General features: G+C 65.6%; 13 protein-coding genes. 6 read left to right on the top strand and 7 right to left on the bottom strand.

Annotated features, from left to right (window positions below; all coding sequences use genetic code 11):
* Positions 1-789 precede the first annotated feature (789 nt).
* Entirely contained in the window at positions 790-6,027 is a 5,238-nt protein-coding gene (locus RMR04_RS09390) for an autotransporter-associated beta strand repeat-containing protein (protein ID WP_311914334.1), read from the top strand.
* Positions 6,028-6,141: 114 nt separating this feature from the next.
* The gene (locus tag RMR04_RS09395; protein ID WP_311914336.1) at positions 6,142-6,399 is read left to right on the top strand and encodes a hypothetical protein; all 258 of its coding nucleotides are present in this window, start codon (positions 6,142-6,144) and stop codon (positions 6,397-6,399) included.
* 10 nt (positions 6,400-6,409) lie between these two features.
* On the opposite strand, the gene RMR04_RS09400 is transcribed toward RMR04_RS09395, so the two are convergent.
* From RMR04_RS09400 to RMR04_RS09415, 4 genes are all read right to left on the bottom strand, one after another.
* Positions 6,410-7,798: a M20 family metallopeptidase gene (locus RMR04_RS09400; protein WP_311914337.1), complete on the bottom strand. Its 1,389-nt coding sequence runs from the start codon at positions 7,796-7,798 to the stop codon at positions 6,410-6,412.
* 38 nt (positions 7,799-7,836) lie between these two features.
* Positions 7,837-8,733 carry an ABC transporter permease gene (locus RMR04_RS09405; protein ID WP_311914338.1) on the bottom strand — a complete coding sequence of 299 codons (897 nt, stop codon included), beginning with the start codon at positions 8,731-8,733 and terminating at the stop codon, positions 7,837-7,839.
* Positions 8,734-8,751: 18 nt separating this feature from the next.
* Complete coding sequence (locus tag RMR04_RS09410; RefSeq protein WP_311914340.1) at positions 8,752-9,669, bottom strand: ABC transporter permease; 918 nt, start codon at positions 9,667-9,669, stop codon at positions 8,752-8,754.
* 167 nt (positions 9,670-9,836) lie between these two features.
* On the bottom strand, positions 9,837-11,363 hold the full coding sequence (locus RMR04_RS09415; protein WP_311914342.1) for an ABC transporter substrate-binding protein: 1,527 nt from the start codon (positions 11,361-11,363) through the stop codon (positions 9,837-9,839).
* A 158-nt stretch (positions 11,364-11,521) separates the two neighbouring features.
* On the opposite strand from RMR04_RS09415, the gene RMR04_RS09420 reads away from it, so the two are divergent.
* A complete protein-coding gene (locus tag RMR04_RS09420) occupies positions 11,522-12,490 on the top strand; it encodes a LysR family transcriptional regulator (protein WP_311914343.1) in 969 nt (322 codons plus the stop codon).
* Positions 12,487-13,926 (top strand): SNF2-related protein, encoded by a 1,440-nt coding sequence (locus RMR04_RS09425; RefSeq protein ID WP_311914344.1) that lies wholly within the window; start codon positions 12,487-12,489, stop codon positions 13,924-13,926. The genes RMR04_RS09420 and RMR04_RS09425 overlap by 4 nt, the downstream gene beginning before the upstream one ends.
* A 117-nt stretch (positions 13,927-14,043) precedes the next feature.
* Here the strand turns inward: RMR04_RS09425 and malQ are convergent, their stop codons facing one another.
* Both malQ and glgB read right to left on the bottom strand, forming a co-directional pair.
* A complete protein-coding gene (malQ, locus tag RMR04_RS09430; protein ID WP_311914345.1) occupies positions 14,044-16,107 on the bottom strand; it encodes a 4-alpha-glucanotransferase in 2,064 nt (687 codons plus the stop codon).
* Between the two features lie 135 nt (positions 16,108-16,242).
* The gene (gene glgB, locus RMR04_RS09435) at positions 16,243-18,450 is read right to left on the bottom strand and encodes a 1,4-alpha-glucan branching protein GlgB (RefSeq protein ID WP_311914347.1); all 2,208 of its coding nucleotides are present in this window, start codon (positions 18,448-18,450) and stop codon (positions 16,243-16,245) included.
* A 98-nt stretch (positions 18,451-18,548) separates the two neighbouring features.
* Here glgB and RMR04_RS09440 point away from each other — a divergent pair, with 98 nt between their 5' ends.
* Positions 18,549-18,896, top strand: a complete 348-nt coding sequence (locus tag RMR04_RS09440; protein WP_311914348.1) for a DUF2934 domain-containing protein — start codon at positions 18,549-18,551, stop codon at positions 18,894-18,896.
* A 50-nt stretch (positions 18,897-18,946) separates the two neighbouring features.
* On the opposite strand, the gene glgA is transcribed toward RMR04_RS09440, so the two are convergent.
* Complete coding sequence (glgA, locus tag RMR04_RS09445) at positions 18,947-20,479, bottom strand: glycogen synthase GlgA (RefSeq protein WP_311914349.1); 1,533 nt, start codon at positions 20,477-20,479, stop codon at positions 18,947-18,949.
* Between the two features lie 255 nt (positions 20,480-20,734).
* Here glgA and glgX point away from each other — a divergent pair, with 255 nt between their 5' ends.
* On the top strand, positions 20,735-22,822 hold the full coding sequence (gene glgX, locus RMR04_RS09450; protein WP_311914351.1) for a glycogen debranching protein GlgX: 2,088 nt from the start codon (positions 20,735-20,737) through the stop codon (positions 22,820-22,822).
* Positions 22,823-22,829 lie beyond the last annotated feature (7 nt).

A 22,829-nucleotide genomic window follows, 5' to 3' on the forward strand; every position in this document is an offset into this window, starting at 1 on the left:
GGGGCATCCTTTCGCTGCGCCGTTTGCGGCAAGGGAGCGCGTTGAGCGCTCCCTTTTTTGTTTGAGACTGGAGCCCAGCCGCATCAGGCAGCTCACGGCATAGAGGCGGCACATGTGCCGCCTGGCGTTGCCGGCCTTGCGTCGCGCCCGTTCGAATCACGCTTCGCGGCGATCGGGCACCGAATGTGGCGAGGGGCGCACTCCATGCGGCGCGCCGGGGGGCGCTGCCCTGCATACCTTGACCCTGCAGGATGTCCGCGCGGCAACGATGTCGGATGCACGAATACTGGCGGGCACGCGCTTCGGTCAGGTGTTTGTGTATCGGTAACATTGAGAAACTCACGTAAGCCAAGGAATTCACGTCGATTTTCTCTACGTTCGCCGACGCGCAGCAGACGATGCGCATGATGACGAGCGAAATAAGGCGCTGCTTCTGGCCGAAAAAATGCGGTTTGGCCGACATCCGCGTGGTATTTCTGTAACGCGCTCGCAAAAACGGCCGGCGTGATCTCGCCGGAGTCGGCACGTGCGCCGCCCGTTCTTGAGAAGACGGCGGTAAGAATTTGATTTCAATAGAATTAGCTGAATACGCCACTTGCGTCAGTCGCGCTCAGATCTGGCCGCTTGGGCTTCTGACTGTCGGGCATGGTATTGACTTAAGGGGAGCAATCAGAGGATGGATTCAGGTGAAATTTTGTCGATTTGGCGGCTGAGTTGTTTCCGCTTCGCTTCTCTCTGGCGCCAGACCGACGAATACGGACACGCTGCAAATACGACTTGAGGTCCTAGATGCTGAAGACGGCCGACGTTCTGGACGCTCACAGGCTGAGCGCGCCCATGCCGACCGTGACCGCCAGCGAAGGCTTGCGGCGACTCACCGCGACAACCGCCCTGGCGACGGGCGTGATCGTCGGGATGATGCTGTTCCAGCCGAACGCGGCGCAGGCGCAGTCGATTTGGACCGGCGCAACTGCCAATTACGGCACCGCGACAAACTGGAATCCAAACGCTGTCGCGACGGGTGGCGTTGCCGGCGTTTTTGACAATAGCGTCGGGGCAGGTTCGGCCATCGTCGATCTCGGGGCTGCGACCTTCACGCCGAGTACCTGGACGATCAACGGCAGCACTGCCTTCACGTTCCAGAACGGCACTGCGAACTTCACGGGCGGTGGCCTGACCAACAATTCGAGCGCGAACCAGACGATCTCGGCGATCCTCGGCGGCGCTGGAAGCGTTGTTCAGTCCGGCCCCGGCACGCTGACGCTGTCGGGCGTCAACACTTACACCGGCGGCACAACGGTCAGCGCCGGCCAGCTCACGGTGGGCAACGCCAGCGCGCTCGGCAACGTCGCGAACGCGACGGGGGTGACGGGCGGTGTGCTCGATCTCGGCGGCTTCACGGTGACGCAAAATGGCGGGCTCGTACTCCAGGGCGGCATAGTCCAGAACGGCACGTTCACATCGAACGGAACATTCGATCTCCAGAACGGGGTGAGCACCGCTATTCTCGCCGGCGCCGGAGCGGTCAGCAAGACGACCGCAGGCGCCGTTACGCTGTCGGGTGCCAACACCTATACTGGCGGTACGACGGTCAGCGCCGGCACGCTGACGCTGTCGGGTGTGGGGACGACGCTCGGCGCGAGCGCCAATGCCTTGACGGTTTCCGGCGGTACGCTCGACCTCGGTACCTTGAACATCACGCAGAATGGCGGGCTGACGCTGACGGGCGGGACGATCAGCAACGGCACGCTGACTTCATCGGGCGCGTTCGGCGTGCAGGCTGGCTCGGTCGATGCGGTTCTCGCAGGCGGAGCTGGGTTGACCAAGACGACGGGCGGCACGGTCACCCTGACCGGCGCGAACAGCTATACCGGCGCGACCACGATCTCCGCCGGCGTGCTGAACATCCAGAACGCGACGGCGCTCGGCACGACGGCGGCCGGGACCACGGTCGCGGCCGGCGCGGCGCTCGAACTCCAGGGCGCTATTACCATTGGCGCGGAGGCGCTTTCGCTGAATGGCGACGGCGTTGCCAGCGGTGGCGCCCTGCGCAACATTAGCGGGACCAATGGCTATGGCGGCGTCATCACGCTCGCCTCAACTGCCCGGATCAATGCGGATGCCGGTGGCCAGCTCAACATCACCGGCAACATTACGGGCGCGGGCCAGGATCTCACCGTCGGCGGGGCGGGCACCATCAACATCATCGGCAACGTCACGACGGGTGCCGGCGCGTTTACGAAGGACGGGGCCGGAAACGTTCAGCTCGGTGGGACCAACACCTATACCGGCGTGACCACGGTCAATGGCGGCTTTCTGATCCTGGTCAACGGCGCAGCCATCGCAGATGCCGGCGCCGTCGTCATCAACGCGCTGGGCCAGGTGAACCTGTTCTCCTCGGAGACGGTCGGTTCCCTCGCCGGCAACGGCGGCATCCTGCTCAGCAGCGGGTCGACGCTGACGACCGGCGATGCGACATCGACCGTGTTTTCGGGCTCCATCAACGAACAGGTGGGCGCCGGCAATCTGGTGAAGCAAGGCGCTGGCACCTTCACGCTCTCAGGCGCCAATACATATAGCGGCACGACGACGATCAATGCCGGCGTGCTGAACATCCAGAACGCCACCGCGCTCGGTACGACGGCTGGCGGCACCACCGTCGCCAATGGCGCGGCCTTGCAGATTCAGGGCAATATCGCGGTCGGGGCCGAGGCGCTTTCGCTGAGCGGCACGGGCATCGCCAATGATGGCGCGCTGCGCAATATCTCCGGGACCAACAGCTTCGCCGGCGCGATCACTCTGGCCAGCGCCAGCCGGATCAATTCCGATGCTGGCACTCTGACGCTGTCGGGCGGCATCACCGGCGCCTTCGCCCTGACGGTCGGCGGGGTCGGCAACACCACGATTTCGGGCGCCATCGCCACCGGCGCGAACACATTGACGAAGGACGGCGCGGGCCTGCTCGTGCTGTCGGGCGCCAACACCTATACCGGGGCAACCACGATCAACGGCGGCGAGTTGCGGGTCAATGGCTCGCTCGGTGCGACGGCGGTGGCGGTCAACAACACCGGCACCTTGTCCGGCATCGGCACGATCGGCGGCGCTGTTACCGTCAATAACGGCGGTACGCTCTCGGCCGGGCAAAGCCCGGGCACGCTGATAGTCGGCTCGCTGACCCTGAACGCCGGCTCCAATTCGGTGTTCGAGCTCAACACCCCGGGCGCAGTCGGCGGCGTCACCAACGACCTCGTGATCTCCAACGGGCCGGTCCAGCTCGGCGGCACGCTGACCGCGACCGCCGCATCTGCGGGTTTCTATCGGCTCATCAACGTCGTCGGCGGCGGGGCGATCACCGGGAACTACGCCACGGTCACTGTCGCGGGCTTCACGGGGCAGGTCTACACCAACGCCCCGGGCGCGGCCGAGCAGGTCAACCTCGCCGTGCTCGGCGCAGGTCAGATCATGCAGTTCTGGGACGGAGCCGACACGCTCGGCAACGGCACGGTCGATGGCGGTCCAGGCACCTGGAACGCGGCCAATACGAACTGGACCGGCCTGCCGGGCCAGGCCGGGGTGAACGCCTCCTGGCAGAGCTCCGTCGGCGTGTTCCAGGGCACGGCCGGCGTCGTCACCGTCGCGGGAACGCAGGCTTTCGACACGCTGCAGTTCAATGTCGACGGCTATACGCTGAATGGCGGCCAGCTCGGCATCGGCGTTGCCGGCGGGGGCACGATCAACGTCAACGGCCCTGGCCTGACAGCAACCATCAATTCGGCGATCGTCGATGGCGTGGGGACGAGCCTGATCAAGGTCGGCACCGGCACGCTCAACCTCGGCGGCGTTAACACCTATACCGGCGGCACGACGGTCTCCGACGGCACGCTCGGCCTGCTCGCCGGCGGCGTCCTGGCCTCGAATGTGACGGTGGCTGCGGCTGGCACGTTCAACAATGCCGGCACGGTCAACGCATCTGTGATCAATAGCGGCACGACGAACAACAGCGGCCTGATCGCGGGGAGCGTGACCAATTCGGGCACGCTGACGACGACCGGCACGATCCAGAGCGGCGTCACCAATAGCGGCACGGTCAATGCGGCCGGCACGATCAACGGCGCTATCGCCAACAACGCCGGAACCTTCACGGTGGCCGGCGTACTCGCCGGCAATGGCGCCTTCAGCAATGCCGGCGGCGCCATTCTCGCCGTGAACGGCGGCAATTTCACGGGGCTCGCCAGCCTCGTCAACGCCGGCTCGGTCACCATCGGCGCCGGCCGGACGCTGTCGGTAGGTACGATCACCAACAATGCCGGCACGATCGCGCTTGATGTCGGCGCGATCCTGCAAGGCACCGCCAACACGCTGAACAACGCCGCGACGATCAATGTCGGCACGAACGGCGCGATCCTCGATGCGGGGGCGATCAACAATCTCGCCAGCGGCGTGATCAACTTCAACGGGCCCGGCGGGACGGCGACGCTGAGCAGCGGCCTGCAGGTCAACAATGCCGGCGCGATCAACCTCATCGGCGGCAATCTCAACGTCGCCGGTCCCCTCAGCAACAGCGGCCAGGTGACCATTGCGGCCAATCTCGCCGCCAATCTCGCTTCGCTCTCGAATGCGGGCAGCGTCAGCCTCGGCCAGGGTGCGAGGCTGACGACCTCCGGCAACCTCGCCAACACGGGCATGATCGATCTGCGCAATGGCGCCACCAACAACCTCGTCACGGTCGGCGGCGGCTGGTCCGGCAATGGCCGGGTCGGGCTCGATCTCGACATCGTCAACGCGGCGGCAGACCGGATCAGTGTCGTCGGGGCATCCTCGGGCCTGACAACGGTCAGTTTCGCACAGCTGACCTCGACATCCGCGGTGCTCAATCGCGATGTTCTGGTGGTCAACGGTGCGGCCGGCGCCCAGTTCGTCGCCGCCAATGCGCTCACTCCAACCGGGCCGAGCCCGTTCCCGAATGGCGGCGGCCAGCTCATCACCAATAACGGCCTGGTGCAGTACTGGTTCGGCGAGGCCACGCCCGGCTCGGGCAATTACGTCGTGCGGCCGGATCTCAACGTCGTCGCGGCCACGGGCTTCGTCGCCTCCGTGTCGAGCGCCTTATCCTCGATCAACGCCTTCAGCGAGCCGGCCTCGGCTTTCATCAACGGCCCGTCCGACCCGAAGCCGAACACCTTCTCGCTCGGCACCTGGGGCCGCGCGCGGGGCGGGCGCTTCGACATCACTTCGAACAGCACTGTCGGCAGCCTCGGCGGTGTCTCGCGTTCATTCCGCAGCGTCAACGAGGCCGGCTTCAACGGTTTTCAGCTCGGCATCGACGCCGGCCTCTACAACATCAACGGCACCGGCTGGACCGCCAATCTCGGCGTCCATGGCGGCAAGGTCGATGCCAAGGTCACGACGCCCGATACGCGCCTCGAGGTCGAGCAGCCCTTCTATGGCCTCTATGGCGCGGTCCGGAGCGGCTCGGGCTTCGCCCTCGACGTGCTGGTGCGGCGGGACAATTTCGACCTGAAGCTGAATTCCGCCTCGGCCGGTATCACCAATGCGAAGTTCAAGGCGGATGGCTGGAGCGGCCTGGCCTCGATGAGCCAGCGCTTCAACATCACCGACAGCATCTATATCGACCCCTCCGTCGCGCTGCTCTATTCGCGTGCCGAGGTCGACCTGCTGCGGACGCTGCAGGCCAATGTCAGTTGGCAGCCGATCGAGAGCGTCACCGGCCGCTTTGGCGTGCAGCTCGGCACCTTCATCCAGCCCACTGAGACGATTGTGCTCGCGCCCTATATCGCGGCCAGCGTCTGGCGCGAATTCGCCGGCAAGAGCAAGGCGTCAGGCGAGATCGGCGGCCTGAGCTTCCCGACGACCACGGACCGGGTCGGGACCTATGGCCAGTTTAGCGCGGGTATGGCCGTCTCCTCGACGACTCCCGGCCTGTCGGGCTTCGTGCGCGCCGATCTGCGCTTCGGCGAGCGGATCGAGGGCTACGCCTTCAATGGCGGGCTGCGCTACCAGTTCTGAGCGGTTCCAGATCCGCCTCGAGATGACGGCCGCGCCCCTGCGCGGCCGTTTGCTTTTCGCATGAGTTGCGAACCTTGTGCCGTATCAGGCGTTTCCTCCGGTGGAGGACAGTGCATGATCGATTTGCTCCGACACAGCGCCGCCGATCCAGGCGGCACGCCGGCGGCGCCGAACCCGCCGCCCGAGGCGCCACCCCTGATGCCGACCGAGATTCCACCGGCGCCTCCGGTCGAATCGCCGCCGGACGAGGCGCCGGCCGGCATCCCGGCCGAGCCGCCTCCGGAATTGCCGCCGAATGGGCCGCCCGAGGGCCCTCCGATGACGCCGATCGAACTGCCGCCCGGCAGCGCTCCGCGTCAGCCGCAGGAATAGCGCCGCGCCCTCAGACCGGGGGCGCCTCGCCGCTGCCGATGTCCCAGTAGAGCCCGGCCATCAGCGTCAGGCCCTCGCGAGCGATCGTGACGGGAAGGTGCTCGTCCGGCGCATGCTGCGAGCAGCCGGGATAGGAATGCGGCACCCAGATCGTGCGCAGGCCAAGCACATCCGCGAAGATGTCGTTGGGCAGCGAGCCGCCGAGATTGGGCAGGAGGGCCGGCTTCTTGTTGGTGCTCTTGGCGATCGAAGCGAGGGCGAAATCCACCCAGGGGTCTTCCGGGTCGAGCCGGGTCGCGCCGAAGATCGCCTCGCGCGCCAGCGAGACTTCAACCATCGGGAAGCCGTTGCGCTGCAGGTGGCGGCGCAAGGCCGGCACGATATCGTTCTGGTCGATGCCGACGACGAAACGCAGCTGGCAGCGCGCCCAGGCGCTCGGTGGCACGGCGTTGACCGGCGTCTCCGGCACGCCGGATTTCATTGCCAGCACGTCGAAGGAGCACCAGCCGAAGACCTGCTCGGCCGGGGTCAGGCCGGGCTCGCCCCAGTCGGGGTCGATCGCCGGGCCGTCCGGGCCACCATCGATCTCGCAGCCGACCAGTGCCTTGCTGACGGCGGCGGGCAACTCCTTGGGCACCCATTCATGGATGCGGATCTGGCCGCTGGGGGAGGTGATCGAGGCGATGGCGTGGGCGAGCTGGATCGCCGGATCGGAGAGGATACCGCCCCAATTGCCGGAATGGTGGCCGCCTTCGCGCGCGACGATCGAGAGATCGAAGGTGACGCCGCCACGCGCGCCGAGGAAAACCGTCGGCCGCTCCGCATTGAGGCGCGGCCCGTCGGAGGCGATCAGCACATCGGCCTTGAACAGCTCCTTCTGCTCGCTGCAGAGCTCGCGCAGGCCGGGAGAGCCCGATTCCTCGCCCATCTCGATCAGGTATTTGACGTTGAAGCCGAGCTTGCCGCGGGTTTCGAGAACGGCGCGCAGGGCGTTGATGTTGATGACGTGCTGGCCCTTGTTGTCGACGACACCGCGGCCGTACCAGCGACCGTCCTTCTCGACGAGCCGCCAGGGCGAGAGCCCTTCGCTCCATTGCGCGTCGAGCCCGCGGATGACGTCGCCATGGCCATAGCCGAGGATCGTCGGCAGGGCCGGGTCCTCGATGCGGGTGGCGAGCAGGAAGGGCCCGCGCGACAGCGGGTGGGTCAGCGTCTGGCAGGCGAAGCCGAGCCCTTCCAGCAGCGGGCGCATCTCGGTTTCGAGATATTCCGCGAGGACGGGGGCACGGTCGGGGTTCTGGCTCTCGGTCGGCATGGCGACGAGGCGGGCGAGATCGCTCTTGAAGCTGCCGGAGTCGAAATAGTCTTGCGCATGCGCGATGGCCTGGGCGCGGGTCATGGGTGGTCTCCGTTTAGCGGCAGAAAGGGTCGATGGAATCAAACATTGCGGGGTGGCGAAAGCGCGTCGCGCAGGCCGTCTCCGGCGAGGTTGATCGCGAAGATCAGCAGCGCCAGCGCAGAGCCCGGCAAGGCGATAAGCCAGAAGCCGAAGAACATGTAGGCCTTCGCCTCGGAGATCATCAAACCCCAGGAGGGCAGCGGCGGCTGCACGCCGAGGCCGAGGAAAGAGAGCGCGGCTTCCAGCAGGATCGCGCTCGCGGCCTCCAGGGTCGCGACCACGATGAGGTGCGGCATGACGTTGGGCAGCACCTCCTTCAGGATGATGCGCAGCGTCGAGGCGCCCGAGGCTTGGGCCGCCGCGATATAGTCGAGCGAGCGCACCTGCTGGGTCGCGCTGCGCATCACCACGGCAAAGCGGTCCCATTTCAGCAGGCCGAGCACCAGGATCACGACCCAGAGCGAAGAGCCGATGATGGCGACGACGGCGAGCGCGACCAGGATCACCGGCATGGCGAGCCGCGTCGTCACCATGAATGTGACGGCAAGGTCGGTGCGGCCGCCGAAATAGCCGGCGAGCAGGCCCATGGTCGCGCCGATCAACCCCGACAAGATCACCACGCTGATGCCGATTAGCAGCGAGATGCGGGCGCCATAAAGCAGCCGCGAGAGATAGTCGCGGCCGAGCGGGTCGGTGCCGAGCGGATGGGCCCAGTTGCCCTTGTCGTACCAGAAGGGCGGGATGTTGCGGGCCGTGAGGTTCTGGACATAGGGGTCGTGCGGGGCGAGCACGGGCGCAAGCACGGCGATTGCGATGAAGCAGGCCAGCAGGCTAAGCCCGATCAGCAGCGTCGTCTGCGAGAGCATGCGCTGCAGCAGGCTCTTGCCCTGGGGCAGGGCGGTGGGCCGCGGGAGGGCGAGGGGGGCGTCGCTCATCTTGGAATACCCTGCATCTCAGGACACCCTGATGCGTGGATCGAGCCAGGCATTGGCGATGTCGGCCGCGAGCGTCAGCAGAACATAGACCGCCGAGAGCAGCATCACGACCATCTGCATGACCGGGAAGTCCTTGTAGGTGATGCTCTGATAGGCGAGATAGCCCAGCCCATCGAGCGCGAAGATCGTCTCGATCACCACCGAGCCGCCGAGCAGGAAGCCGAGCTGCACGGCGGTCAGCGCCACGACCGGCACGAGCGCGTTGCGCAGCGCATGGGTGAAGACGACCTTGCGCGGCGAGACGCCCTTGGCGCGGGCGGTGCGGATGTAGTCGGCGGAGAGTACCTCGATCATGCCGGCGCGGATCAGGCGCATGAAAGCCGGCGCCGCGTAGTAGCCGAGCGCGATCGTCGGCATGACGTAGTGCTGCCAGCTCTGCGAGCCGGAGACCGGGAGCCAGCGCAGCGTGATCGAGAACAGCATGACGAGGCATAAGGCGAAGAAGAAATTTGGCAGGGCCTGGCCGACGACGGCGATGGCGAGCGCGAGCCGGTCGATCCAGCTATTGGCATAAACCGCCGCCAGTACGCCGAGCGGGATCGAGATCGCCAGCGCGAAGACGAGCGAGCTCAGGCCGAGGATCAGCGTGGCCGGGAGCTTGGAGAAGACGAGAGCCGCGACATCGGTCTTGAAATAGATCGAGGTGCCGAAATCGCCCTGCAGCGTCCGCCAGAGCCAGTCGAGATACTGGATGATGATGGGGCGGTTGAGGCCGTAAGTCTCGCGGATCAGGTCGATATCAGCCTGCTGCGCGCCTTCGCCGGCGATCGCGACTGCGACATCGCCGGAGAGGCGCAGCAGGATGAAAGCCAGCGCCGACACCGTCAGCGCGACGAGAACGGCGAGGCCGAGGCGTTTGAGGATGAAGCCTAGCAAGGGGTGGGTCCCTGCGCTTTGAGAATCGTCGGCATGCAAACTCCTTCCGACGCGAGACCGTCATTGCAAGGAGCGCAGCGACGACGCAATCCAGGGGCCGCGCGCGACCTTCTGGATTGCTTCGCTACGCTTGCAATGACGGCGAGAGGTTGGGGGCTGGGTCGAGCTTACTTCCAGCCCATTTCCCAGAACCGCACCATCTCGTCGGGATAGGCCTTGAAGCCGAGATCCTTGCTGGCGACGTAGTAGACCGGCAGCGAGTAGAGCGGCACGGCATAGGCCTTGTCGGCGATGATCTTCAGCGCTTCCTGATAGGCCGCCTTGCGGATATCGGGCGCGACCGAGTTGTTGCCCTTGTTGAGCAGGTCGCGAACGGTTGCGTCCTTGGTGATGTCCTCGGTGCGGAAGGCGAAATAGTTCGGCGTGTTGGCCGAGACGTCGTTGACCGAGAAGGAACCCCAGGTCTGGTGGGTCAGGTTGGCCTTGTTGGTGCTGATGACCTCGCGCATCGCGGCATATTGCAGGAAGCGCAGATTGGTCTTGATGCCGACCTGCTGGAGATAGCCGATCAGCGCCTCGGTCTGGTTGCGCTCGCGATAGGCGACGATATCGAGCGTCAGGTCCTTGACGCCGGCCTCGGCGAGCAGGGCCTTGGCCTTGGCGGGATCATAGGGGTAGCGCGCCGCGCCTTCGTCGGTGCAGCCGAACTGCGAGGGGAAGCAGATCGTGTTGAGGACGCGCGAGCCCTCGCCAACGATGTTCTTGACCATCGCCTCGCGGTCGATGGCGTGGTTGATCGCCTTGCGGACGCGCTCGTCCTTCAGCGCCGGAGCCGGTGTGTTCTCCAGCGAATTGATCTGCATGAAGACGATGCGCATCGTCTCGCCGGAGACGACCTGCAGCGTCGGCACGGCCTTGAGCTGGTCGGCCTGGTCCTTGGGGACATGCATGATCAGGTCGACGCCGCCCGACAGCGCCTCGGCCATCTGGGTCTGGCGATCAGGGATGAAGCGGATCTCGATCTTGCCGATCTTGCCGGACTTCTTCGGCGAATCCTTGAAGTAGTCCTTGTTGGCTTCGAGCGTGATCGACTTGCCCGGCACGTAATTGGTGACTTTGTAGGGGCCCGAGCCGACCGGCTTCTCGTTCTGGCCCTTGGGGCCGACCTTCTCGTAATAGGTGTTGGGATGGATCACGACCGGTCCGGCGAGATATTCGATTGCGGCTGGGAAGATCTCCTTGGTCGTGACGCGGACCCTGTATTTGTCGAGCTTCTCGGCCTTCTCGATCCAGTTGACGTTGCCTTGGGTGACGACCTTGTTCTCGGGCTTGGCGATGAAGTTCAGCGTGTAGACGACGTCGTCGGCATCGAACTCCTCGCCATTGTGAAACTTGACGCCCTCGCGCAAATCGAACTCGATCGTCTTGTCGTCGACCTGCTTCCAGCTCTTGGCGAGCTGGCCCTTGTACTCGTTGGTGTCGGGGTCGCGGTAGATCAGCGTGTCCCAGACATTGGCGCCGATGATCACGCCGATACGGACATTGTTGAAGAACGGATCGACGTTCTCGGGCGCCTGATCATAGGCGAAGCGGACGGTGTTGGCGGCCTTCTGGGCGAGTGCGGGGCTGGACACCGTCGCCACAAGCGCGGTCGAAGCCAGCATCAGCGCGCAAGCCTTGGCTATCAATGTCATTCTTCGGTCCCCTCGAAGCGGTTTGCGGCGTCGCGGCTTTGCCGTCGCTGCCGTTCCTTTGTGCGGAAACAAATCTGCCCAAGGATTGCGCTTGCCGCCATAAGAATGAATCGAACGGATCGTTGCCGTTTGGGCATGGGACGGCTACAGGCGTTCCCATGCAGTCATCAGCCCTGCGATATTTCCTCGAGGTGGCGCGGACCGGCTCGGTCAGCGCGGCGGCCCAGCGCCTGCGCGTAGCGGCGTCGGCGGTCAGCCGGCAGGTCTCCAATCTCGAGAAGGAGCTCGACGCGCTGCTGTTCGAGCGGCGCGCGCGCGGCATGATCCTGACCCAGGCCGGAGAGACGCTGGCCGCCTATGCGCAGCGCCTGGCGCTGGAGAGCGAGCAGGTCGTCAGCGAAATCCGCGAACTCAACAGCGCCGACAAGGGGCTGATCCGGCTCGGCGTCACTGAGGGCCTGGCGATCAGCTTCATTCCCGAGATGATCCACGCCTTCCGCAAGCGGCATACGGAGGTCGCTTTCGACGTCAAGGTGATGTCGCCGCTGGTGGTGACGGAACAGGTGCGGATGGGCTCGGTCGATATCGGTGCGACCTTCGTGCTGACCTCCGAGCGCGGCATCACGACCCATTGGCAGCGCGCGGTCCCGACCTATGCCTATGTCGCCTCGAACCACCCGCTGCTGGCGCGGGCGCCGGTCAGCATGGAGGAGGTCTTCGCCTATCCGATCGCGATGCTCGATGGCGAGGCGACGGTGCGCAAGGTCATGGACATTCATTGCGCGGCGCGGGGACTGACGCTGGACCCGGTACTGACCTCGACCAATGTCACCAGCGTGCTGCATTTCTGCCGGCTCGGTGGGGCGATAACCTTCGCCAGCAGCATTGCCTTCGGGGCTTCGGAACGCGACGGCTCGCTCGTCGCATTGCCATTGAAGGATGCCGAGATGCCCTCGCGCAGCCTGCAATTGCAAACCATGTCGGGCCGTGTCCTGCCGCGGCTGGTGACGAATTTCCTGGCGCTCCTGGCGCAGGAGCTGGAGAGCGTCGACAGGCTTACGCCGGCGGCGGGGCGAGGCTCGGGGCTTGCGGCGCCCGCCATGGGCATGGCAACGCAGACGGCATGACTTCAATCTCCGGGACGCAGGCCGACGGCGCCGCCCTGATGGTACCGCACGCCCATCAGATCGTGGCGCGCGACGCTATTCTCGCGGCGCGCGCCAAGGGCGCGCCTGGCTTCCTGCTCGGCGACCTGACCGGGCTCGGCAAGACGCTGTCGGCCTGGCTCGCGCTCTCGGCGATGCCGGAGGATGACATATTGGTGATCTGCCCGAAGGGGGCGATCCCGCAATGGCGGCGGACGATGGCGCTCTCGGGCCTGCCGGCGAAACGCGTCACGCTGATGAATTTCGAGCGGACGAAGTCGCTGTTGGCAGCCCCGGCCGACAGCAAGAAGCGCTCGACCCGGGCGAAGAACAACGAGCTCGCCAAGCATGGTGCGCCCAAGCGCGTCTGGCCGCTCGTCGTGATCGACGAGGCCCACCGCATCCGCAACCCGAATTCGCAGCAGGGGCTGGTCTGCCGGCAGATGGCGGCGGCCGCGCGCTTCACGATCTATATGAGCGCCACCGCCGGCCAGTCGCCGCATGAGCTCTCCTATCTCGGGCCACTGCTGGCGCGCGCGGCGGGCATGCCGAGCGCCGATCTCGACGGGTTTCGCGTGCTGATGAAGCAACTCAAGATGGGCAGGGCGAAAGGGCGCTGGAAGAACTGGAGCTGGGAGCCCAACGAGGCCGATCGCAAGGTGATGGCGGCCTTGCTCTATCGCAGCGAGCGCGCCATCGGCCTGCGCCGCCGGCCCGAAGAGATCGCGGGCTGGCCGGAGGTGCAGCGTGAGCTTGCGCCGGTGGCGTTGGATAGCGCGGCGCGCAAGCTCTATGACGCGACCTGGCGCGAATTCCGGCGCGAATTGGGGCTGGCCGGGGGGAGCACGCGCAAGCCGCAGGGCTGGGCGGCCGATCTGCGCTTCCGCCAGAAGGCGAGCCTGCTGCGGATTCCGGGAACGGTCGATTTCTGCGACGATCTGCTTGGCAATGACGAGCAGGTCGCGGTGTCGGTCGCTTTCCTCGAGACCAGCGCCATGCTGGCCGAGTCCTTGCGCGGGCGCGGCTGGACGGTCGGAGAGATCAATGGCGAGCGCTCCGGCGCGGTCAATGAAGAGACGAGGCTTTCCTTCCAGACCGGCCGGCTCGATGCGGTGATCTTCACCGTGACGGAATCGATCTCGCTGCATCGCGGCGAGATGCCGGGCGGCGAGCGCGAGCGTTCGCTGGTGATCCATGACATGCGCCACTCGGCGATCCAGCTCCAGCAGATCGAGGGGCGCTGCCACCGTGACGGCCAGCATGCGACGATCTTCTATGCCTATGCCGAGGACACGGTCGAGGAGGCGGTCGCCGGCACCGTGATCGCGCGTATGGCGGCAATGGAGGGGCTGGCAGGCGACGATACGCGCATGCTGGAGGCGATTGCGGGCATCGTCGAAGCGCGGGCGGCCGCGTAGCTGCGGCTGCCGAGCGCCTCACTGTCATTGCGAGGAGCGAAAGCGACGAAGCAATCCAAAGGGACTACGCGAGACTCCTGGATTGCTTCGCTTACGCTCGCAATGACGGATAGTGCGTCATGCTTCCTCGCGCGGCAGGCCGAGATGGCGCAGCCTTGCCTGCACGGTTGCATCGTCCAGCAACTGCCCTGCCTCGCCATCCAGCCGATGCCGCCAGTTCGGTTTCTCCGTCGTCGTGCCCGGCACGTTGGGCTGCGTCCTGATGCCGAGCGCGTCCTCGATCGGCAGCATTTTCAACGTGCAAGGCGTCCGGGCGATGTAGCGGATCGCAGCGTCGACCACCGGGTCTGTGTCGTCGGGACCGGGTCGCTCGCCCTCGACCAGCCCGGCATTCTGGAAGGCGCCCCAGAGCACGCCGCGATCCCAGGCGCGCAGATTGTCCTGGTCGATGCCGTCGTCGCTGGGGTCGATATCGGTTCCGGCCCACCAGCCGGCGGTCGGCGGCAGGTCATGGGTCGTGGTCAGGGCGACCGCACCGGCATCCCATTGTTCCGGCGGCACATAGCTGTGCTCAGTCTTCTCGAAGCGCAGCACGCGCAGGCCGGCAACGCCCTGCGCGCGCAGATCGTCGCGAAAGCCGTTCGGGAGCGTGCCGAGATCCTCGCCGATGACGATCGCGCTGTGCCGCCAGGATTCGAGCGCGATCAGGCGAAACAGTGTCTCCGAGGGGAAGCTGACATAGGCGCCGTCAAGCGCACCCGCGCCTTCGGGGATCAGCCAGAGCCTGCTCATGCCCATGACATGGTCGATCCGGATGCCGCCGACATAGCGCAGGCTCGCGCGCAGCGTCTCGATGAAGGGCGCAAAGCCTGATGCAGCGAGGCCGCGCGGCGAGAAGGTGGTCAGGGCCCAGTTCTGCCCCTCCGCCGCATAATAGTCGGGCGGTGCGCCGATGCTGAGGCCGCCCAACACCTCATGCTGGCGGCTCCAGGCGTGGCTGCCGGAGCCGTCCATGCCGATGGCGAGATCGGCGATGAGCCCGACATTCATGCCGTTCTCGCGGCAGACCCGCTGAGCCTCGCCATAGGAACGGCCCGTCAGCCATTGCAGGAAGATCTGATAGGCGACCTCGTCCTGATGCTCGGCGGCGAAGGCAGCGACTTCGGGGCTGTCGGGATCGCGATAGGCCAGCCGCCAGTCGCGCCAGTTCCTGAGGCCCGGATCGCGGCGCAGCTCAGCCGTGTGCAAGACCTCGAAGACGGCATGGGCCTTCAGAAGTGGCGAGGCCTCAGCCAGATGGCGTTCGAAATCGGCTCGCGGAGCCTCGGCAGCGCAGGCGGGATCGTGCAGGGCATCGAACAGCGCACGCAGCAGCGTCCAACGCTGCGCAGTCGCGGCAAGCCAGTCGACCTGGGGCAGGGATCCAAGCTTCGCCATCTCGTCGGCGAGGCCGAGCTTCGCGATCACATCCTGGATCAGCTCGCCTGGAAGCACGGCCGCAGGGTCGGCGTGAAGCGGATTGTAGAACAGGCGCGTGGAGGGTGAGTAGGGGCTGAAGAGAGCGGGTTCGGCTCCATAAAGCGAATGGACCGGACTGATCGCCAACGCATCGGCTCCCCGCCTGGCGGCGCTGCGGCCCAAGGCCGCGACGCCGGCGAAGTTGCCGATGCCGCCATCGCCGGCTGTTCGCAGCGAATAGGTCTGCGCCGCCAGCCCCCAGCCGGGGGCGCCCGCATTAAGGTCGGCGAAGGTGATACAGCGCTCGGGGGCGGTCGCAATTGAGAAATCGCCCTCCGAGGTCCGGACGATATGATAGCCGGGCTCGGCGAAGGCCGGCAGGGTCAAAGCGCCGTCATAGCCCTCCTCGGAGGTCACGACGCGATGCGCGCCGCCTTCCAGCACGATCTCGACCGTCGTCCCGCCGGGTGCGCTCAGTGGCAAGCTGACCGGCTGGCCGACACGCGCCGTGGTGAAGCGCGAGGTTGCTGCCGCATTCACGCCGCTCTCCAGCATCGAGAGCGAGTTGCGCAGGGTTGAATCGCTATCGGCCGGCAGGCCAAGCGCCGACAGGATGGCGCGCAGGCTCTCGGGTGTAACCGCGCGCTCCGCCCCGGTCTGGTCTGTCCAATGCGGCGCGACGCCGGCCTTGGCCGCAAGCTGGCGCAGGGTTTCGTCGCTCATCGAAGTCTCCGCGGGCGAGTTGTCACGGCGTTAGGCTTTTGACCCTGCCGCTTATCCTCATAATTGCACCGTCATCCCGGACCCGAGGGTTCGTCCGGGATGACGGCGCTGTGTTTGGAAGGCTAAGCATCATCCCTAGCTGCCTGCCGCATCGTGCTCGAGCACGAGCAGGCCAAGCGGCGGCAAGGTCAGCGACAGGCTCTGGCGCTGGCCATGCCGGGAGGTAGAACTGGTTCTGCATTGCCCGCCATTACCGATATCGGCGCCGCCATAGATGCCAGCATCGCTGTTGAGCCGTTCGCGCCAGAGACCGGGCGCTGCGACGCCGATGCGATAATCATGGCGCGGGACCGGTGTCATATTGGCCACCACCAGCAGCGGTGGCGCCCCGTCTCCGGCCGAGCGGGTGAAGGCGAAGACGCAGTTGGCGCTATCGTCGGCGATCAGCCAGGCGAAGCCTTCGGGCGCATGGTCGAGGCGGTGGAGGGCGGGGGTCGAACGGTAGAGCGCGTTGAGATCGCGAACGAGTTGCATTGCGCCGCGGCGTCGCGCGTCATCGGGGTGCGGCCAGGGGAAGGGAGCGTCGACGTTCCACTCGTCCTGCGCTCCGAACTCGCAGCCCATGAAGAGCAGCTTCTTGCCGGGATGACTCCACATCAGCGCCAAGCAGAGGCGCAGGTTCGCGAAACGCTGCCAGTCGTCGCCCGGCATGCGCGAGAGCAGCGAGCCTTTGCCGTGCACGACCTCGTCATGCGAGATCGGCAGCATGAAATTCTCGGAGAAGGCGTAGAGCAGCCCGAAGGTGACGTCGTCCCCGTGATGGCCGCGATGGATCGGATCGCGTGCGAAATAGCGCAGCGTGTCGTGCATCCAGCCCATGTTCCATTTGAAATGGAAGCCCAGCCCGCCATGGTGGACCGGCGAGGTGACGCCAGCCCAGGCGGTCGATTCCTCGGCGATGCTGACCGCGCCGCGCCCGCGCGCGCCGATCAGCGTGTTGAGCTCCTGGAAGAAGCTGACGGCCTCCAGATTCTCGCGGCCACCATATTGGTTGGGCACCCATTCGCCCGGCAGGCGGCTATAGTCACGATAGAGCATCGAGGCGACTGCATCGACACGCAGGCCATCGAGATGGAAGGTCTCGACCCACCACAGCGCCGAGGCGATCAGGAAGCCGCGCACCTCGCGCCGGCCGACATTGTAGATCAGCGTGTTCCAGTCGCGGTGGAAGCCCTCGCGCGGATCCTCGTGCTCGTAGAGCGCGCTGCCGTCGAAGCGGGCGAGCCCGTGCTCGTCGGAGGGGAAATGCGCCGGCACCCAGTCGAGGATCACGCCGATGCCGGCGGCATGGCAGCGATCGACGAAGCGGGCGAAGGCCTCGGGCGGGCCAAGCCGCGCGGTCGGGGCGTACATCCCCAGCGGCTGGTAGCCCCAGGAGCCTCCGAAAGGATGCTCGGTGATCGGCATCAGTTCGACATGGCTGAAGCCCATATGCTGGAGATAGGGGATCAGCCGGTCGACTGCCTCGTCCCAGGAGCCCATCTGGCCCCATTCCGTGCGCAGCCAGGAGCCGACATGGATCTCGTAGCAGGCCATCGGCTCTGCCATCGGGTGGGCGCGCTCGCGATGCGCGAGCCAGGCTTCGTCGCTCCAGTTGAACTCGGCGGGAGCGGCGACGACGGAGCCGGTGCGCGGCGGCGCCTCGGTACGGCGGGCCAGCGGGTCGGCCTTCCAGGGCAGGCGTTCGCCCGAGGCCGCGATGATCGCGTATTTATAGACCGCGCCCGCCTCGACGCCGGGGATGAACAGCTCCCAGACGCCTGGGCCGAGCCTGCGGCGCATCGGATGGCGGCGGCCGTCCCAACTGTTGAAATCGCCGACGACCGCGACATGGGAGGCGTTGGGAGCCCAGACGGCAAAGAGCGCGCCCTCGACGCCGTCGATCGTGCGCAGATTGGCGCCAAGCCGCGTCGCGAGGTCGAAATGGCGGCCCTCGGCGAAGAGATAGATGTCGTCTTCGGAGAGCAGCAGGCCGAAGCTGTAGGGATCGGCGCTTTCGGTGATGCCGCCCGGCCAGGCCGCGCGCAATCGGTATGGCCCCTCAGCAGGGGCAGGCGCCTCGAACAGGCCAGTGCCCTGGCCGATCATGGCAATAGCGTCGCGGCCTTCGCCGAGGATTAGCTCGACATAGTTCGCGCCGGGCAGGAAGGCGCGCACGACGATGACGTCGCCCACGGTATGGCGGCCCAGCACGGCGAAGGCATCGGGGTGGCGGCCCTCTTCCAGAAGGGCGAGATCGCGCGCCGGTAGGCTGGGGAGGCGGAGCGGAATCTGGCGCGTCATCTATCCTGGTCCCATCGTGAACCGAATCCCGCTGATGGCGCGGAATTCTCGATGATGCAACGCAACAGAGTCACCTTGCGTTCCGCGCTGGGGAGATTGTGTTCGGTGCCGCGCTGGACATGGAACCAAGCTTTGCAATTGCGGTTGTCACACGGCGCGAGCGGCGTGTGAAAGGGAGACATGCGATGAGCCGAGAACAGATCGTTCGTGACACCGCCTATGCGATCTGGGAGGCGGAGGGAAAGCCCGAGGGGCGCGATCTGGCGCATTGGCGGCAGGCAGAAGCGCGCGTCGCCGAGAGCGCAGCTGCGAAAGCCAAGCCCGAGAAAGCCAAGCCCGCGAAAACCATGCCCGCGGCCAAGGGCAAGGCGCCCGTCTCCGTTGCAAAGTCCTCTGCCAAAGCCGCGCCTCCCGACAAGACGGCCACGTCGGCGAAGAAAGGCTGAACGAGGACGTGCGGTAGGCCTGTGTCCGGCGAGCAAAAGAGCGGGTGAACTCAAGCCGCGAGCGCCCTGGCATAGACATCGGCATAACGATGGGTCGGGCGTGCCCAGTCAAAGCGCTTGGCCATGGCGTGCTCGCGCATCTGCTTGAAGGCCCGCTTCGTCTTGAACGCTTGCAAGGCACGCGTTACGGCCGAGGTCAGCCCGGCGCCGGTCGGCGAGGAGAACAGGAAGCCGGAGAGCCCGTCCTCGATGGTGTCGACCAATCCCCCGGTGCGATAGGCGATCGGCAGCGTGCCGAAGCGTTGGGCGTACATCTGGCTCAAGCCGCAGGGCTCGAAGCGCGATGGCATCAGCAGGAAATCGCTGGCGGCGAAGATGCGCCGCGCCTCGGCATCGTCGAAGCCGATGCGGGCGGCGATGGCGTGCGGATTCTGCCGGGCGAGCCGCTCGATCGCGTCCTCCAATCGCGGCTCCCCGCGCCCGGTGACGATGAGCTGGCCGCCATTGGCGACGATGGTCTCGGCTGCCTCGATCGACAGGTCGATGCCCTTCTGGTGGACGAGGCGGGAAATGATCGAGAAGAGCGGCCCGCGCGATTGCGGCAGGTCGAAGGTCTGGCGGATATCGGTCGCGTTTTTCTGTTTCCACTGGCGAATTAGCTGCGTACGCGCCTTTTCTCCGGCGATCGGCGAGATCCAGCTATCGTCGATGCCGTTGACGATGCCGGTCAGGCGGCCTTCGTCCATTCGTGTCTTGAGCAGGCCTTCAAGGCCGCAGCCATGCTCGGCAGTGGTGATCTCACGGGCATAGGTCTCGCTCACCGTCGTGATATGTGAGCCGTAGTAGATGCCGGTCTTCAAGAAGGAGATCTTGCCGTGGAACTCGGCGCCGTTGACCGAGAAGGCGAGATCGGGGATGCCGAGCGCCGCCATGCGGGCCGGCTGGTAGAGCCCCTGATAGGCCAGGTTGTGGATGGTCAGGATCGAGGGCGTGCTGAGCCCCTTCCAGCGCAGATAGCCCGGCGCCAAGGCTGAGGGCCAGTCGTTGACGTGGATGATGTCGGGCTTCCAGTTCGGATCGGCTTCGCCGGCCGCGATCTCGGCCGCCGCCAATGACAGCCTGGCGAAGCGGATATCGTTGTCGGTGAAGTCGCCGCCCGCGAAGGGGCCATAGGGAGAGCCTTCGCGGTCATAAAGCTCGTCGCAGAGCACGGCGTAGATCGTGAGCCCGTCTGGCGTGTTGAACCGGCCGAGCGACCAGGGCGGCAGGTTCGCCGTGCGCGGCATTTGCGCGACGATGTCCATGGCCGGCCTGGCGGCACGAACCTTCCTGAAGCCGGGGATGAGTACGCGGACATCGCAGAGCGCGCGCAATTGGCGCGGCAGGGCCGAGGAGACCTCGCCCAAGCCGCCGGCCTTGATGAAGTCGCCCATCTCCGAGGTGACGAAGAGAAGCCTTGTGGTGGCCGGCAGGGCGGAGCGTGGATCGGGGGCTCCGTCCTTGACTGCCGCAGCGTAGGTCAAGGCGTGGCCGGAGGTTGCGGAACTGGTGTCAATCACGGCCTGCATAGGCACTTCGGACATCGTCGCAATTCCCGCCTGAACGCTGATTTGAGAACACTTCGAAAAGATTAAAGTTCCATGTTGCAATGCAAAATATTAATGCAAATTCCGGGCCGACCTCCGGGAACTGCTGGGGCGGCGGAGGCGTTGCAGATTTCGCGGCAGGTGTAACGCGCGATGCGGCGGATAAGGAGCAGCTGCCGCTGCGACCGCCGTCGCGCCTGGTCTGCCAAGAGGGCAGGCATGCGAGAGGGGCGGGCATGCAAGAGGGCAGACATGGCTGACAATAATGGCGCGCGCTTCGATGTCGAGGCTGGGCAGGCGGGCGATCTGGGTGCTGCCTTCGACGGAGACGGCACGAATTTCGCGCTGTTTTCAGCGTCTGCCGAGCGCGTCGAACTTTGCCTTTTCGATGAGAGCGGGCAGAGCGAGATCGCCCGCATCACTCTGCCGGAATACACCAATGAGGTCTGGCACGGCTATTTGCCGGGCGTAAGGCCAGGGCAACGCTACGGCTATCGCGTCCATGGCCGTTTTGCGCCGGAAGAGGGCCATCGCTTCAACCCCAACAAGTTGCTGCTCGACCCCTATGCCAAGGAATATGCCGGCGATATCGCCTGGAATGACGCCCATTACGGCTATGACGTCAACGCCGAGGTCGACAAGGATCTGAGCTTCAGCGAACTCGACAGCGCGTCGTTCACGCAAAAATGCGTCGTTTGCGATCTGCTAGCCGATCCGGAGGCGCCGGCCAGGCCGTTGATTCCGTGGGATCGGACGATCTTCTACGAAACCCATGTGCGCGGTTTCACCAAGCTGCATCCGGCGGTGCCCAAGGACATGCGCGGAACTTTCGACGGGCTCGGGCAACAGGCAGTCGTCGACTACATCAAGAGCCTTGGCGTGACCTCGGTCGAGCTTCTGCCGGTCCATGCCTATCTCGACGACCACCATCTCGTCGCCAAGGGCCTGACCAATTACTGGGGCTACAACACGATCGGCTTCTTCGCGCCCGAGCAGCGCTATGAGGGGCGGGCTGGATTGGCGTCCTTCCGCGAGATGGTGCGGCGCTTCCACGATGCCGGGCTCGAGGTCATTCTCGATGTCGTCTACAACCACACCGCCGAGGGCAACGAGCTCGGCCCGACGCTCTCCTTCAAGGGCATCGACAACCTCTCCTATTACCGCACAATGCCCGACGAGGCGCGCTTCTACATCAACGACACCGGCACCGGGAATACGGTCAACACCAGCCATCCGCGCGTGCTGCAGATGGTGCTGGATTCGCTGCGCTACTGGACTGAGGTGATGGAGGTAGACGGGTTCCGCTTCGACCTCGGCACCATCCTGGGCCGTGAGCCGCACGGCTTCGACCAGCGCGGCGGCTTTTTCGATGCGATGGGCCAGGATCCGGTTCTGCGCAACGTCAAGCTCGTGGGGGAGCCCTGGGACATCGGGCCGGGGGGCTATCAGGTCGGTGGTTTTCCGCCCGGCTGGGCCGAGTGGAACGACAAGTATCGGGACACCACGCGGGCCTATTGGAAGAGCGAGGAGGGCATCATCCGCGATCTCGCGGCGCGCGTGACGGGTTCGGGCGATGTCTATGATCTGCGCGGGCGCCGGCCTTGGTCGAGCGTCAACTTCATTACCGCTCATGATGGCTTCACGCTGAACGATGTCGTCTCCTACAACGAGAAGCACAATGACGCGAATGGCGAGGACAACAAGGACGGTCACGGGCATAACCTGTCCTTCAATTTCGGCGTGGAGGGACCGACCGATGACGAGAGCGTCATTGCCGCCCGCGAACGCCAGAAGCGCAATCTGCTCGCGACCCTGCTGCTCTCGCATGGCACGCCGCTGATCCTGGCCGGTGACGAGCTCGGCCATTCGCAGGATGGCAACAACAACGTCTACTGCCAGGACAACGAACTCGCCTGGATCAAATGGGACGAACTGACCGAGCGCGACAAGGCGCTGACCGCGTTCGTGCAGCGCGTCACCAGCTTGCGCGCAGAGCACGCGATCTTCCGTCGCGCCAGCTTCCGCGACGGCTGCGTGCTGCGCTGGGTCAACCCGGCCGGCGGCGACCAGCAAGAGGAGCATTGGGACGATGAGGGCGTGCGCGCCATCGGCCTCCTGATGCACATGCCAGACGTCGAGCAAGGTGGCGACGAGGCTCTGATCCTGTTCAATGCCTTCGACGGTGAGGTGGTGTTCAAGTTGCCGGTGCGGGTGAAGCAGGGGGCCTGGTCGGTTGTGCTCGACACAGAGACGGGTCCGGGTTCGGACGAGGGACGCAAGGGCTTGAAGGCCGAGAGCGAACTAACGCTCTCGGCAAGGTCTCTGATCGTCCTGATGTAAGCGAGCG

Source organism: Bosea sp. 685, assembly GCF_031884435.1.
Lineage (GTDB): Bacteria > Pseudomonadota > Alphaproteobacteria > Rhizobiales > Beijerinckiaceae > Allobosea.

Coding starts and splice junctions, on each gene's coding strand:
- RMR04_RS09390 (WP_311914334.1), top strand. CDS start 790: ATGCTGAAGACGGCCGACGTTCTGGACGCTCACAGGCTGAGCGCGCCC.
- RMR04_RS09395 (WP_311914336.1), top strand. CDS start 6,142: ATGATCGATTTGCTCCGACACAGCGCCGCCGATCCAGGCGGCACGCCG.
- RMR04_RS09400 (WP_311914337.1), bottom strand. CDS start 7,798: ATGACCCGCGCCCAGGCCATCGCGCATGCGCAAGACTATTTCGACTCC.
- RMR04_RS09405 (WP_311914338.1), bottom strand. CDS start 8,733: ATGAGCGACGCCCCCCTCGCCCTCCCGCGGCCCACCGCCCTGCCCCAG.
- RMR04_RS09415 (WP_311914342.1), bottom strand. CDS start 11,363: ATGACATTGATAGCCAAGGCTTGCGCGCTGATGCTGGCTTCGACCGCG.
- RMR04_RS09420 (WP_311914343.1), top strand. CDS start 11,522: ATGCAGTCATCAGCCCTGCGATATTTCCTCGAGGTGGCGCGGACCGGC.
- RMR04_RS09425 (WP_311914344.1), top strand. CDS start 12,487: ATGACTTCAATCTCCGGGACGCAGGCCGACGGCGCCGCCCTGATGGTA.
- malQ (WP_311914345.1), bottom strand. CDS start 16,107: ATGAGCGACGAAACCCTGCGCCAGCTTGCGGCCAAGGCCGGCGTCGCG.
- glgB (WP_311914347.1), bottom strand. CDS start 18,450: ATGACGCGCCAGATTCCGCTCCGCCTCCCCAGCCTACCGGCGCGCGAT.
- glgA (WP_311914349.1), bottom strand. CDS start 20,479: ATGTCCGAAGTGCCTATGCAGGCCGTGATTGACACCAGTTCCGCAACC.
- glgX (WP_311914351.1), top strand. CDS start 20,735: ATGGCTGACAATAATGGCGCGCGCTTCGATGTCGAGGCTGGGCAGGCG.